This window comes from Polyangium sorediatum, assembly GCF_029946465.1.
GTDB classification, from domain to species: domain Bacteria; phylum Myxococcota_A; class Polyangia; order Polyangiales; family Polyangiaceae; genus Polyangium; species Polyangium fumosum.
In genome coordinates, this window is record NZ_JARZHI010000080.1 from 1 (window position 1) to 14,148 (window position 14,148).

The 14,148-nt window shown below is 69.2% G+C and carries 7 protein-coding genes; 6 read left to right on the forward strand and 1 reads right to left on the reverse strand.

All coding sequences use genetic code 11. The features are described 5' to 3' along the window. Nucleotides 1-278: 278 nt before the first annotated feature. Nucleotides 279-2,309 carry a response regulator gene (locus QHF89_RS43135; protein WP_284721689.1) on the reverse strand — a complete coding sequence of 677 codons (2,031 nt, stop codon included), beginning with the start codon at nucleotides 2,307-2,309 and terminating at the stop codon, nucleotides 279-281. A gap of 283 nt (nucleotides 2,310-2,592) precedes the next feature. Here QHF89_RS43135 and QHF89_RS43140 point away from each other — a divergent pair, with 283 nt between their 5' ends. The 6 genes from QHF89_RS43140 to QHF89_RS43165 all read left to right on the forward strand — a co-directional run bounded on the left by QHF89_RS43140 (nucleotide 2,593) and on the right by QHF89_RS43165 (nucleotide 14,138). Continuing rightward, complete coding sequence (locus tag QHF89_RS43140; protein WP_284721690.1) at nucleotides 2,593-6,609, forward strand: CheR family methyltransferase; 4,017 nt, start codon at nucleotides 2,593-2,595, stop codon at nucleotides 6,607-6,609. 10 nt (nucleotides 6,610-6,619) lie between these two features. Continuing rightward, nucleotides 6,620-8,920, forward strand: coding sequence for a 1,4-alpha-glucan branching protein GlgB (gene glgB, locus QHF89_RS43145; protein WP_284721691.1), 2,301 nt, complete (start codon nucleotides 6,620-6,622; stop codon nucleotides 8,918-8,920). 63 nt (nucleotides 8,921-8,983) lie between these two features. Beyond that, complete coding sequence (locus QHF89_RS43150; RefSeq protein WP_136967921.1) at nucleotides 8,984-9,697, forward strand: lysoplasmalogenase; 714 nt, start codon at nucleotides 8,984-8,986, stop codon at nucleotides 9,695-9,697. A gap of 10 nt (nucleotides 9,698-9,707) precedes the next feature. Beyond that, nucleotides 9,708-10,412 (forward strand): class I SAM-dependent methyltransferase, encoded by a 705-nt coding sequence (locus QHF89_RS43155; RefSeq protein WP_136967922.1) that lies wholly within the window; start codon nucleotides 9,708-9,710, stop codon nucleotides 10,410-10,412. An 88-nt stretch (nucleotides 10,413-10,500) separates the two neighbouring features. Beyond that, complete coding sequence (locus tag QHF89_RS43160) at nucleotides 10,501-11,895, forward strand: aminotransferase-like domain-containing protein (RefSeq protein WP_136967923.1); 1,395 nt, start codon at nucleotides 10,501-10,503, stop codon at nucleotides 11,893-11,895. After that, entirely contained in the window at nucleotides 11,892-14,138 is a 2,247-nt protein-coding gene (locus tag QHF89_RS43165; protein WP_136967924.1) for a S9 family peptidase, read from the forward strand. The genes QHF89_RS43160 and QHF89_RS43165 overlap by 4 nt, the downstream gene beginning before the upstream one ends. Nucleotides 14,139-14,148 lie beyond the last annotated feature (10 nt).

A 14,148-nucleotide genomic window follows, 5' to 3' on the forward strand; every position in this document is an offset into this window, starting at 1 on the left:
GCCCCCTCGACCCCGGACCAGCGAGGCGCTGGACCCAGGGTTGAAAAACTGCGCGGTGCGCAGTTTTTCAAACAGGCCGACGAAGAACCCAGGTCGCCAGCCGAACCCGCAGCGCGGCTGTCTTGGTTGGCGACGCCGTTGCTGGTCTTCACCGGGCCTGTTCGATGAACTGCGCATCGCGCAGTTCATCGAGCTTGGGTCCAGCCCCTGGCTGGTCCGGGGTGGAGGGGGCGGACAGCCCCCTCCTGGGGCCTGGGGCAACGCCCCAGCGCTGCGCCTCACGGCGATCGGGCCGCGTCCCCGTCTGCTCCCGCGCCCTGCGCCTCGCCCCGCCCCCGCCCGAGCCTCGCGATCGCTGCCACGAGGTGCGCCGGGTGGATTGGCTTTGCGACGTACCCTCGAAACCCCGCGCAGTGCGCCTCCCATGCCTGATTTGCTTCCCCTACCTCCAGCACCGCGATCACCGGCAGCGCGCGTCCATCCCGCGCCCGCAATCGCTCGATGAAGGTCGGGTCGCCCCGCCCGGGCATCCCCATCTCGCTCACCACCACGTCCGGCACCGATTCCGCCACGAAGCCTACCGCTTCCTCCGCTGACACCACCGAAAACACCGACGCGCCTCGCCTTTGCAGCACGTCCGCGACGAGGCCCTTTGCCTCGGCGTCCAGGAGGACCAGGAGCACGCGAATCCCCTCCAGGATCCGCCGCTCGTAATTCGTCACGCGCGGCACCTCGGCGAGGAGCTCGGCGCCCTCCGGCGTCTCGCGCGAGGGCAGCGACACCGTGAACGTCGCCCCCGCCCCCTTGCCCGCGCTCGTCGCGCTCACCGACCCGCCGTGCATCTCCACGAGCTTGCGCACGATCGCGAGGCCGAGCCCGAGCCCGCCGTGCTTTCGCTTCGTCGAGCCGTCCTCCTGGCTGAAATACTCGAACACCTCCGGGAGCCGCCCCGGCGTGATGCCTTCGCCCGTGTCCGACACCGTCAGCAAGAATCGTTTGCCGAGGTGCTCGAACCGCACGTCGACACGCCCGCCGGACGGCGTGAACTTGATGGCATTGAGCACGAGCTTCCACGTCACCTGCCAGAGCCGATCGGGATCCGCCATCATCGAAGCGTCGCCGCGCGATTTTACCTCGCATTCGAAGGTGATCCCTTTCGCGCGCGCGAGCGGGCGCAGGGCGTCGATGGCCTCGTCGATGATCACCGTCGGGTCGATTGGCGCGAGGTGCAAGAGCAGCCGGCCGGTCGCGATGCGCGAGGCGTCGAGGATGTCCTCGACGACCCGGCGCTCCGCCTCGGCGCTCCGCGCGATCGTGGCGAGCCCGCGCTCGGCGATCGGCCCGTCGAGCGTGCCTGTGCGGAGCAGGCTCGACCAGCCGACGATGGCCGTGAGCGGCGTGTTGAGCTCGTGCGAGACCGTGGCGAGGAATTCGTCTTTCATGATCTCGCTGTTCGTGGCCTCGGCCTCCTTTCGCGCCCGGTGCGCTGCCTCCTCGGCGCGCTTCTGCTCGTCGATGTCGGTCGCCGTCAGGATCCACCCCGTCACCAGGCCCTCGTCTCGCTGCGGCACCGCGCGGCCGAGGTGCCAGCGGTAGGCCCCGTCCGAGCGCCGCAGCCGCGCCTGCACGGTCACCCCGAGCCGCCGCCCGAGCGCCTTCCGCCACGCCTCGATCACGGGGCCCCGATCGTCCGGGTGGAGCGCTTCGACGAGCCCCCGCCCCACGTCCTGCAGGTCGCCGAGCCCCGCGTACCGGGACCAGGCGTCGTTGGCATAATGAAAATATCCCTTGCCGTTCGTGGTCCACACGCAGATGGGCATGGCCTCGATGACGCCTTGGTACAGGAGCTCGCACCGCCGCTCCATCGCCTCGCGCTCGCGCTCGCGCAGGAGCGCGGCCTGCCGCTTGACGATTTCCTTCTGCCGGAAGAGCTCGACGAGCACCGTCACCTTCGACCGGAGGATGCTCGGCTGGCAAGGCTTCAACACGTAATCGACGGCGCCGGTCTCGTACCCTTCGAGGATGAAGGACATGCTGCGATGCACGGCCGTGATGAAGAGAATCGGGATGTACCGGTGCCGCCGGCTCTGCTTGATGAGCTTGACGGTCTCGATGCCGTTCAGATCCGGCAATTGCACGTCCATGAGCACCAGCGAGACCTCCATCGTGAGGAGGTATCGCAGGGCGTCGCGGCCCGACGCTGCTTTCACGATCTCGTAGCCGAGCGGCTCGAGCGCGGCCTCGAAGGCGAGCAGGTTCGCGGGCGTGTCGTCCACGATCAGCACCTTGGGCGTCGGGAGGTGGATCACCGTACCGTCCTCCTCGTGCTCCCAGGGGTCCGGTCGCCCTGCTCGTCTCTCCCCCATCGCCATCCTTCCCTGCGTCGCTCGAAATACCAGCACATTAACGTGCACGACGGCCGCCTCGGGCGAACTCGGATCGTCCCGGCTTTCCGCGTAGGGAGCCTCCGCCCATCGTCCGTCCGGCCCGGACCTTACGTGGGCTGTCCATCACCGCTGACCTACGTTCGGTGCTCTGGATTCTGGTTTTCGCTTTCGCATGGCGATTTCAGGGGATAACACCACCACCACCATGACGCGCTCCGTGACGCGCTCCGCCCCCGACTCTCACGAATCGCCCGCGCCCGACCAGCCCCTGGTCGTCGGCGTGGGCGCCTCTGCGGGAGGGCTCGCGGCCGTGCAAGAGTTCTTGCGCGGCATTCCCGAGGGCGCGGGGCTCGTGATCGTCGTTCTGCTCCACGTCAAACCCTCCGCCAGCAGCCTGCTCTCGGAGCTCCTGGCCAAGGCCACGACCCTGCCCGTCGTCGAGGCCGAGGACGGGATGACGCTCGAGCCGGATCACGTCTACGCCGTGCCGAGCCGCTCCCTCGTGACCCTCCGCGAGGACCTCCTGCAGGTCGTGCCCGCCGAGAGCCCCGCGGAGCGGCACGCGCCGATCGATCACCTCCTCCACGGGCTCGCCCGCGAGTACGGCGAATCCGCGGTCGCCGTCATCCTCTCGGGCGACGGCAGCGATGGGGCGCTCGGGCTCCGGGCCGTGGGCGAGGGCGGCGGCTTCACGATGGTGCAGGACCCGGCCTCCGCGCGCCACGACGGCATGCCCCAGAGCGCGCTGATGACCGGCGTGGTCGATTGCGTGCGCCCGCCCGACGAGCTCGCCGTCGAGCTCGTGGCCTACGCCGCGCACCGGAAGAAGACCTCGGTCGACGAGGACACGCTCCGGCGGGACATCACCGACGCGCTGCCCGCGATCTGCGAAATCCTCCTCCAGGGCACGGGGCACAACTTCAAGCATTACAAGACGAGCACCCTCACCCGACGCACGCTCCGGCGGCTCCAGGTGCTCCGGATCGACTCGGCCCACGGATACCTGCAGCGGCTCCGGGCCGATCGGGCCGAGGTCGACGAGCTCTTCAAGGACCTCTTGATCGGGGTCACCGCGTTTTTTCGGGATCCGGAGGCGTTCGAGGTCCTCGCCAAGGAGGTCCTCGCCCGGCTCATCCGGGATCGTTCGCCCGATCAGGCCTTGCGTATCTGGATCCCCGGCTGCGCGACGGGCGAGGAGGCGTACACGATCGCCATGCTCGTGCGCGAGGCGCAGGCCGCGGTGCCCGCCGCGCCCGCGGTCCAGATCTTCGCCACGGACATCGACGAGCAGGCCCTCGCCACGGCGCGGCTCGGCGCGTATCCGCTCGGCATCGCCGACGAGGTGCCGCCCGAGCGGCTTCGGCGCTTTTTCGTCCGCAAAGCGCAGCATTACCACATCACGAAGGAGATCCGGGAGCTCGTCCTCTTTTCGGCGCACAACCTGATCAACGATCCGCCCTTCTCGAAGCTCGATCTGATCTCCTGCCGCAACCTGCTCATCTACCTCGGCCCGCACCTCCAGAAGAAGCTCATCCCGCTCTTCCATTATGCGCTCCGGCCCGGCGGGTATCTCTTCCTCGGGCCCTCGGAGAGCCTCTCGGCGCACCGCGAGCTCTTCCGGCCGATCGACGCGCGGCACCGAATCTCGCAGCGATTGCCGACCGCCGTGCACGTCCCGGGGCTCCTGCCCGGGCGCGACGGGCCGCCGGCCACGGTCCGGCCGCCGAACGTGCCCTCCGCCGGCGAGACCGACATCTACCTGCTCATGCAGCGGATCGTGCTCGACGAGTTCGCGCCGAAATCGGTCGTCATCGACGAGGAGGGCCAGATCATCTCGGCCTCGGGGAACCTCGAAAAGTACCTGACCATCTCGGCCGGCGCGTTTCACAATAACCTCGTTCGGCTCGTCCGCGAGGGGCTCACCGTGGGCCTGCGGGCGTCGCTCGCGCTCGCGATCAAGGAGCGGCGAAAGGTGGTGCACGAGGGGCTCTCGGTGCGGACCCCGAGCGGCACGCAGCGCGTGATGCTCACCGTGCAGCCGATGCCGCAGATGGGCGAGCAGTCGGGCCTGTTCCTCGTGGTCTTCCAGGACGTCGGCCTGCCCGTCGCGCGGGAGGAGGCGAGGACGAAGGCCGTCGAGGACGCCGCCGTCCTCCTGGAGCAGCTCGAACAGGAGCTCTCGACGACACGCGCGGACCTCGAAAAGACGGTCCAGGAGCTCGAGGTCGCCAACGAGGAGCTCAAATCGAGCAACGAGGAGCTGCTCTCGATGAACGAGGAGCTCCAGTCGGCGAACGAGGAGCTCGAGACCTCGAAGGAGGAGGTGCAGCACGCGAACGAGGCGCTCACGCGGGCCCACACCGACCTCGAGAACCTGCTCACGAGCACGCGGATCGCGACGCTTTTCCTCGACGACGACGAGCACGTGCAGCGCATCACCCCGGCGATCGCGGACATCTACAACGTGACGCTCGGCGACGTGGGGCGGCCGCTTTCGCACTTCACGCACCGCATGAAGGAGATGCCGCCCTTGCCCCGGGCCGAGGAGGTGCGGCGCGCGGAGGCGCCGATCGAGGACGAGATCGAGGCGGCGAGCGGCGCGACGTTCCTCCGGCGCGTGCTGCCGTACCGCAACCAGGGCGGAAAGGCCGACGGCGTGGTCGTGACGTTCACCGACGTGACGGCGCGCAAGAAGGCCGAGGCGGCCGTGCGCGAGAGCGAGCAGCGGCTGCGGCGGACGATCGACAACATGCTGGGGTTCGTCGCGGTGCTCGATCTCGACGGCACGTTGCGGGAGGTGAACGAGGCCGCGATGAACGTGGGCGGGGTGTCCCGGGAGGAGGTCGTCGGGCGGAAGTTCTGGGAGTGCTCGTGGTGGGCGCACGACGAGGTCGAGGTCGAGCGGCTCCAGGACGCGACGCGGCGCGCCGCGGCCGGCGAGACCCTGCGGTACGACGCCGTGGTGCAGGTCGCGGGGGACGGGCGGCTCGTCATCGATTTCATGATCGCGCCGATGCGCGACGCCGAGGGGCGCGTGACCGACCTCATCCCCTCGGGCGTGGACATCACCGATCGCAAGCGGGCCGAGGAGGCCCTGCGCGAGGCGGATCGGCGCAAGGACGAGTTCCTCGCCACGCTGGCCCACGAGCTCAGAAACCCCCTCGCGCCCATCTTGAACGCCGTGGAGATCCTGAAGCGGCTCGGGCCGCAGGAGCCCGCGCTCCAGACCGCGCGCGAGATGATCGAGCGGCAGGTGGCGCACATGGTGCGGCTCGTCGACGATCTGCTCGACGTCTCGCGCATCACGCTCGGCAAGGTGCAGCTCCAGACGCAGGCGATCGACGTGGCGGAGGTGGTGCGGCAGGCGCTCGACACGAGCGGGCCGATCCTCGCGGCGCGGCATCACGATCTGCAGGTGATCCTGCCGCTCTCGACGGTGCGCGTGGACGGGGATCTGACCCGGCTCGGCCAGGTGGTGGGCAACCTGCTCAACAACGCGGCCAAGTACACGGACGAGGGGGGGACGATCCGCCTCGTCGTGGAGCGGGATCCGGGGGATCCGAAATGGCTGCTCATCCGGGTGCGCGACACGGGCCGTGGCATCGATCCGGCGGCGCTCCCGCACCTCTTCGACCTGTTTTACCAGGTGGACCGGAACCTCGATCGGTCGGAGGGCGGGCTCGGCATCGGGCTCTCCCTGGTCCGCACGCTCGTCCACATGCACGGCGGCTCTGTGCGGGCCTACAGCGAGGGGCGGGGGACGGGGAGCGAGTTCGTGGTGCGGCTCTTGACCCTGCCCGACGAGCCGAAGGTGGACGTCGTGGAGGGGGTGATCCTGCCGGAGCATGCGATGTCGGGCGCGCGGGTGCTCGTGGTGGACGACAACCTGGACGCGGCCGAGAGCATGGCGATGCTGCTCGAGTTCGACGGCCACGAGGTGCTGAAGGCCCACGACGGGGTCGCGGCGGTGGAGATCGCCTTGCGCGAGCAGCCGGAGGTGGTGCTGCTCGATATTGGCTTGCCTGGGCAAAACGGGTACGAAGCGTGCCGGGTGATGCGCGAACAAGGGCTCACGGGGACGCTGATCGTGGCGATGACGGGCTACGGGCAGGACGAGGATCGGCGGCTCTCGCAGGTGGCGGGCTTCGACGCGCACGAGGTCAAGCCGCTGAACCTAGAGGCCATCCGGCGGCTCGTCGCGCAGCGGTCCGGGCGTCGGTGAATCGATGGGCGTGACCGATTTCGATCGCATCGCGGCGGCGGACGCCACCGATCCGCACCACTCGCTCGGGCTTCATCGCGAGGACGGGCGGATCGTCGTGCGGGCGTTCCGGCCGGAGGCGCTCGCGATCGTCGTGCGGCCCGACGACCCGAACGTCCCGCCCCGCGCGATGGCGCGCGTGCACCCGGGCGGCATCTTCCAGGCCGTGTTCGAGGGCGTGGAGGGGCCGTTTTCGTATCGGCTCGAGGTGCGCTCGTCGCGCGGGACGACGGTCGGGCGGGACGCGTATGCGTTTCCGGCGTCGCTCGTGGAGGGCGACTTCGATCCGGCGGGGGAGGGGGCCGCGCGCGAATGGCCCCGGCGGCTCGGGGCGCACGTGGGGGAGGTGCGCGGCGTCTCCGGGACGGCGTTCGCCGTGTGGGCGCCTTCGGCGCGGCGGGTGAGCGTCGTCGGGGAGTTCAATCGCTGGGACGGCAAGCGCCACGCGATGCGGCGCACGGAGGCCGGCGTCTGGGAGATCTTCGTGCCCGACGTGCGCGCGGGCGCGACGTACAAGTACGAGATCAAGACGGCGAGCGGGCTCGTGCTCATGAAGAGTGATCCCGTGGCGTTCGCGGGGGAGCTTCGGCCGAGCCACGCGTCGAAGGTCACGCAGCGGTCGTACGTGTTCACGGACGGCGCCTGGCTCGCGGCGCGGCGCGAGGCGGATCCGCACGTGCGGCCGATGAGCATTTACGAGGTCCACCTCGGCTCGTGGCGGCGCAAGCCCGCGCCCGGGAAGGGGGACGGGCCCGGCGCGTGGCTCTCGTACCGCGAGCTCGCGGACGAGCTCGTGGAGTACGTGGTCTCGCTCGGCTTCACGCACGTGGAGCTCTTGCCCGTCATGGAGCATCCGTTCGACGGCTCGTGGGGCTACCAGGTGACGGGGTATTTCGCGGCGACCTCGCGCTTCGGGGATCCGGACGATCTCCGGTATTTCATCGACCGGTGCCATGCGCGGGGGCTCGGCGTGTTGCTCGACTGGCCGCCGGCGCATTTCCCCAAGGATGCGTTCGCGCTCGGCCGCTTCGACGGCACGCCGCTCTACGAGCACGCGGACCCGCGGCGGGGCGAGCACCGCGAGTGGCGGACGTTCGTTTTCGATTACGGCAAACAAGAGGTGCGCAATTTCCTGATCGCGAGCGCGCTCTACTGGCTCGACGCGTTCCACGTCGACGGGCTGCGCGTCGATGCGGTCGCCTCGATGCTCTACCTCGATTACGGCGCGACGCACCCGGACGAATGGGAGCCGAACGAGCTCGGCGGCCGGGAGAACCTCGACGCCGTGCGGTTCTTGCGCGAGCTCTCGGACGCCGTGCACGAGGATTTCCCGGGGGCCGTGCTCTGCGCGGAGGAGTCGACGACGTGGCCGGGCGTCACGCGTCCGACGTCCGTGGGAGGTCTCGGCTTCGATTTCAAGTGGAACATGGGGTGGATGCACGACACGCTCGATTACTTCGCGCTCGACCCGCTCTTCCGCGCCTTCCACCACACGAAGATCACGTTTGGATTGATGTACGCGTTCTCGGAGCGGTTCCTCCTGCCGCTCTCGCACGACGAGGTCGTGCATTTGAAGCGCGCGCTCCTCTCGAAGATGCCGGGCGATCGCTGGAAGCAACACGCGAACCTGCGGGCGCTCTACGCGTGGATGTGGGCGCACCCGGGGAAAAAGCTCGTCTTCATGGGCGGCGAGTTCGGGCAATGGCGGGAGTGGAACCACGATCGCGCGCTCGACTGGGAGCTCGTCGGCGCGGAGGATCACGCCGGTCTGTCGCGGCTCGTGCGGGATCTGAACGGCGTGTACCGCAAATACGAGGCGCTCTGGGAGCTCGACGAGAGCCCGGCGGGATTCACCTGGATCGACGCGAACGACGCGAGCCAAAGCGTGGCCTCGTTCGTGCGATTCCCGCGGCAACCGGACGGCTCGGAGGAGCCCTGCCCGAAGCGGATCGAGAAGGGGATCTTCGTGGTGTTCGTCGGCAATTTCACGCCGCTGCCGCGATTTGGGTACCGGGTCGGGGTGCCGCGGCGGTGCCGGTACCTCGAGGTGCTGAACACGGACGCGCCAGTGTACGGTGGGAGCGGGGTGGGGAACCTGGGGAGCGTGGCCTGCGAGGACGTGCCTTCGCACGGGTTCGAGCAGTCGATCGTGCTGACGTTGCCGCCGCTTTCCGGGCTGTTTCTGGTGCCGGAGCTCGCGGAGGATCCGGTGGAGGTGGAGGCGGAGGCGGAGGTGGAGGCGGAGGCGGAGGCGGCCAGCGAAATCGCGTAGCGCTGCGCGTTGTGGAGATGAGCACCCGCGTCGAGCCGCGGCGGGGTGGTAGGCTCACGCGCCATGGATCGGGCTTCATTACGGCGCCACGAGGCGCTCTTTTCCGCGGCGTTCTTCGCGAGCGCGGCGGCTGCGTGTCTGCTCGCCGCGCTCGCGCCGGGCTCGATCGTGGTGCGCCTCGTGAAGCTTGTTCCCCTGGCTTTGCTTTGCGCCGCTCGTCTGCGCGCGCGGCGAGGGCGACTCGCGGGGCTCGTCGGGCTCGGGCTTTTCGTGTCGCTCCTCGCGGACGCCCTCATCGATAGTGTATTCGTGGCCGGGCTCGGGGCGTTCCTCGTCGCGCACCTCTTTTATCTCGCCGGGATGGGGTTGCCGAAGCGCGCGGCAGGCGCCGGGCTCCCGATGCTCCCGGCCCTTGTCTTCGGCGGGTTCATGTGGTGGGTCCTCGTCGGATCCGGCCGCGCGCCGGAGGCCTTGCACGCGCCGATCACGGCGTATGCGATCGTCATCTCGTCCATGCTCGGCCGGGCGATCGGGCGCGCCTTCGTCGAGCCGAAGGACCACGCTTCGCGTGTCCTCTGTGCCGGCGCGCTCTTCTTCGTGGTATCGGACGCGCTCATCGGCGTGAATCGCTGGGTCTACCCCGTGCCCCTCGGGCGGGTCTGGATTCTTGCGACGTACTACGTGGGGCAATACCTGATTTTTCGAGGCTCCACGCCGCCCCAGCGCGAGGCAGAGGAAGGTACCCCCCGCCTTCCCTTTCGCGCGCGCGTGCAATAAGGTCGCGCCGATGAGCGACCCCGTGAGTGATGCGCAGGCGCGCGTGTACCAGGAGAAGGCGGACGCGTACGACGCGCTGATCAACGCGGAGGACGCGGACGAGGTGCTCGCGCGCGTGGTGCGTGAATGGCTGCCGGAGGGGGCCGTGGCGCTCGACGTCGGCGCGGGGACCGGGCGGCTCTCGCGCATCGCCTCCGCGCGCGCGTCGCACTTGCACCTGGTCGATCGCGCGGCGCCCATGCTGGAGATCGCGCGCAGGCATCTGTCGCAGGCCGGCGTGCCGTTCACCATCCATCACGCGGATGTGCGCTCGTTGCCGTTGCCCGACGCGAGCGTCGATGTCGCGATGGCCGGGTGGGTGTTCGGACATTTCCGTCACTGGATGCCGGAGGGCTGGCGCGAGGAGGTGGACATGGCGCTGTCGGAGATGCGTCGTGTGGTGCGTCCCGGCGGCGCGCTCATGGTCATCGAGACGCTCGGCACCGGCCACGAGACACCACGCGTCCATCCAGGCCTGGACGAGTACTTCGCGCACCTGGAGCAGGCGCACGGGCTTTCGCGCCGCTGGGTGCGCACCGACTACGTGTTCCCCGACGTCGAGGCTGCGGCGCACATCTGCGGCGAGTTCTTCGGTCCAGCGCTCGTGGCCCAGATCCGCGAGCACGCTTGGGCGCGCGTCCCGGAGTGCACCGCGATCTTCACGAGCGCTCGCTGATCCGGGCGTGATCGCCCCGCGGGCCGCACGGTCCTGCATCGAGAAGATTGTACTAGTACACTTCTTGGCGTATCCTGGTACATACCAGATGCGCAGTCACACGTGGAAACCACGCCTGAGGCGCTCCAGCGCGCCGCTCTACGCGGCGATCGTCGACGCGCTCGCGGCCGACATCAGCGCCGGCAAGCTGCGCGGAGGAGACCGACTTCCGACACACCGCGACCTCGCGAACGCGGTCGGGGCGTCGCTGGGGACCATCACCCGCGCGTACGCGGAAGCGGAGCGCCGCGGGCTCGTTCGTAGCCAGGTCGGCAGCGGCACGTTCGTGAACGGCCTCATGGATGGAGACGCGTACTCGCCCATGCTCGACCGGAGTCGCATCGACCTCGGCCCGACCGCCGCGCCGATCCTGTCCGGCGATCTCGGGCACTGCGCGCTCACGGCCGCGCTCGCGAACCTGAGCTCGCGCGCGGACCTCGGCGCGCTCAGCGGCTACCAGTCGCATGGGGGGACCGCGGCGCAACGGGCCGCGGGCGCGCGCTGGCTCGGGACGACCGGCGTCGTCGCGTCCCCCGAGGAGATCACCGTTTGCAGCGGCGCGCAGCACGCCACGGCGATCTTGTTGTCGACGCTCGCGACGACGACCGGCGTGCTGGTCGAGGAGCTCACCTATCCCGGCGCGCTCAGCGCCGCGCAATGGCTCCGGCTGCCGACCCATCCGGTCGAGATCGACGAGGCTGGGCTCGTCCCCGAGGCACTCGCGCAGGCCTGCCGATCGAGCCGGGCCAAGGTGCTTTATTGCACGCCGACGAACCACAACCCGACCACGTCGATCATGCCGATCGAGCGGCGTCGGGCGATCGTGGCGATTTGCCGCGAGTATGGGGTCACGATCCTCGAAAACGGCGCGCTCGCTCCGCTCGTCGCCGACGCGCCGCCGCCGCTCGCCGCGCTCGCCCCGGAGACGACGTATTACATCGGGAGCCTGTCGAAGGCGACGGTGCCTGCCCTCCGTGTCGGCTTCCTTCGTTCACCGACCGAGGCGCGACACCTCCTCGAAAGCGCCGCCGCCGCGACGGTGTGGTCAGGTTCGCCCTTGCTGGCTGAGATTGCGACGCAATGGATCAACGACGGCACGGCCGCCGCCATCCGCGACGCGCGGCGCAGGGAGGCCGCCGCCCGCCAGACGATCGCAGCGGCGATGTTGAAGGGGACTCCCTATCTCGCACATCCCACCGCGTATTTCCTCTGGATGAGGATCCCGGAGCACCGGCGGGCGATGGAGGTGATCGAGCAGGCCGCCGCGCAGAACGTATTGCTGGGGCCGGCGCACCTGTTCGCTGCCCGCGCGGGCAGCGCGCCCAATGCCCTTCGGGTGTCGCTCGGCGCGGCGAAATCATGCAACGAGCTCGAGCGGGGCCTCTCCATCCTGGCGAAGCTGCTCGACGGATCGCCCACCTCTCCCTGGAGTGTCATGCCATGAGACGATGCGTCGTGTTCGTGTTCATGTTCGCGTGGCTCGGCTGCCAGCCTCCGACGACGGCGACGCGGCCTCCCACGACGGCCCCTGCCCAGGGCGATCCCTTGCAAGCGCGGCTCGAGGTCGCCGAGAAGTATTACCGCTTCATCGAGCGCATTCGTGACACCCTCGTCGCGCCGCGATGGCTCCCCGATCGTGATCAATTCGTGTACTGGTCCGCGGTCGGTCCGCATCGCGGGACGTGGGTCCTCGTCGACGCGCAGCAGCGGACGAGGGTCCCCGTCCTTTCGAGCGACGTATTGCAGGCGGAGCTCTCGGCGCTCGTCGGGCAGAAGATGGAGCTCCCGGAGAACCTCGACTTCGTCCTCGCGCCCGGCGTCGCGCCCGATTCGCACCGGATTGTCTTCCAGCTTCAGGGCCGGTCGTTCGCGCTCGGGCTCTCCGATCGCCACGTCGTGGCCCTCGCCCCGACCGATCGCGCCGCTTGGATGCTGTCTGCGAGCCATCACGTGTCTCCCGAGGGCCGCACGGCTGCAGTCCAGCGCGGATCGGGGTTCGCCGTGGTCGACAGCGAGGGCGGCACGCTGCTCGAGCGGAGCGGGGAAGAGAATTACGAATGGCAGATCCCCGAGCGGGCGTGGTCTCCCGACGGTCGGTTCCTCATGGTCTGGCGCCAGGACACGCGCGGCGTCCACAAGACGCCGATCGTCGATTACGCGTATGCGACGGGCATCGAGCGCGTGAAGATGGTGCCCTATTCCAAGGTCGGGACCCCGCTCCGGCGCTCGGAGCTTTACGTGGTCGAGCCTGCGACCCGCCGCGTGACGCTCGTTCCGCCCGCGCCCGGGGAGACCTACGATTGGTTTGCGGGCTTTCGCCCCGATGGCAGCGAAGCGCTCGTGCTCCATCTGTCCCGTGATGGCAAACGGCTGGAGCTCTCCGCAGTGGAGCCTGGGGCCGGCAAGACCCGCCTCGTGCTGCGCGAGGACCGATCGGAGAGCTTCGTCGGCGCGCTCGACTTTGCGGAGAACGGGTGGTCGCTGCAGGTCACGCCGCTCGACGACAACAAGCGCTTCTTGTGGATGTCCGAGCGCGACGGCTTTCGGCACGTCTATCTCTACGATTACGCGGGGACGCTCGAGCGCCAGGTCACGAGCGGCCCGTTTCCCGTGCACCGCGTGCTCGGCGTCACTCCGAAGGCCGACGCGATCTTCCTCCTGGCCTCTGCCGAGAGCGCCGCGCCTTATGACCGATTGCTCTATCGCGCGAGCCTCGCCGGGGGCGACCTGAAGCGGCTCTCGCCGGACCTCGGCATGCACCGGATCACCCTCGCGCCGTCGGGGCGTTATTACACCGATGGGCATTCCACGCGCGTAAAGCCGCGGGTATGGGACGTGGGGTCGACCGAGGGCGGTGCTCCGTTCCGCTACGCCGAGGCGGACACGACCGCGCTCGCGGAATTGCATCTCTCGCCGCCGGAGCCCCTCACGGTCCTGGCGGCCGATGGCGCGACGGAGCTCCATGGCGTGCTGTACAAGCCGTGGGACTTCGATCCGAAGAAGCATTACCCGGTCCTCGACGTCATCTACGCCGGTCCGTGGATGTCGGTCGTGCCCTGGAGCTTCGTGGGGACCGAGGAATCGCGGTGGGCGAATTCGCTTTCGCAGATGGGGTTCGTCGCCATGGTGCTCGACGCGCGCGGCACGCCGGGGCGAAGCAAGGCGTTTCAAGACGCGAACTATGGGCGCGTGGGTCAGACCGAGATCCCCGATCACGTGGCCGCGCTGCGGCAGGCGGCCGCCACGCGGCCTTACATGGATATGAGCCGCGTCGGGATCTATGGCCACTCCTGGGGCGGCTACTTCGCGCTTCGCGGTATGCTGACCGCCCCGGAGCTGTTCAAGGCGGGTTATGCGGGGGCGCCCGGGGCCCTGGAGGAGGAGGCGGTCATCATGGAGCCGAACCTGGGGCTCGTGAGCGAAAATCGAGCTGGCTACGAGGCTGGGTCCAACGTGTCGCTCGCGCGAAACCTTCGGGGTGCCCTCAAGATGATGCATGGCACGAGCGACGTGAACGCGACGGTCTCCACGACGATGCGCATGGCCGAGGCCCTCATCCGCGAAGGCAAGCCCTTCGAATTGCTCATCATGCCGGGACAGCCGCATAGCCCCGAGGGGAAGGCGTTCCAGTATTACAAGGACGACGTGCACCGGTTCTTCGTCAAGGAGCTGGGCGGCCCGCGCTGAACGGGGACCC

Coding starts and splice junctions, on each gene's coding strand:
- QHF89_RS43140 (WP_284721690.1), top strand. CDS start 2,593: ATGACGCGCTCCGTGACGCGCTCCGCCCCCGACTCTCACGAATCGCCC.
- QHF89_RS43150 (WP_136967921.1), top strand. CDS start 8,984: ATGGATCGGGCTTCATTACGGCGCCACGAGGCGCTCTTTTCCGCGGCG.
- QHF89_RS43155 (WP_136967922.1), top strand. CDS start 9,708: ATGAGCGACCCCGTGAGTGATGCGCAGGCGCGCGTGTACCAGGAGAAG.
- QHF89_RS43160 (WP_136967923.1), top strand. CDS start 10,501: ATGCGCAGTCACACGTGGAAACCACGCCTGAGGCGCTCCAGCGCGCCG.
- QHF89_RS43165 (WP_136967924.1), top strand. CDS start 11,892: ATGAGACGATGCGTCGTGTTCGTGTTCATGTTCGCGTGGCTCGGCTGC.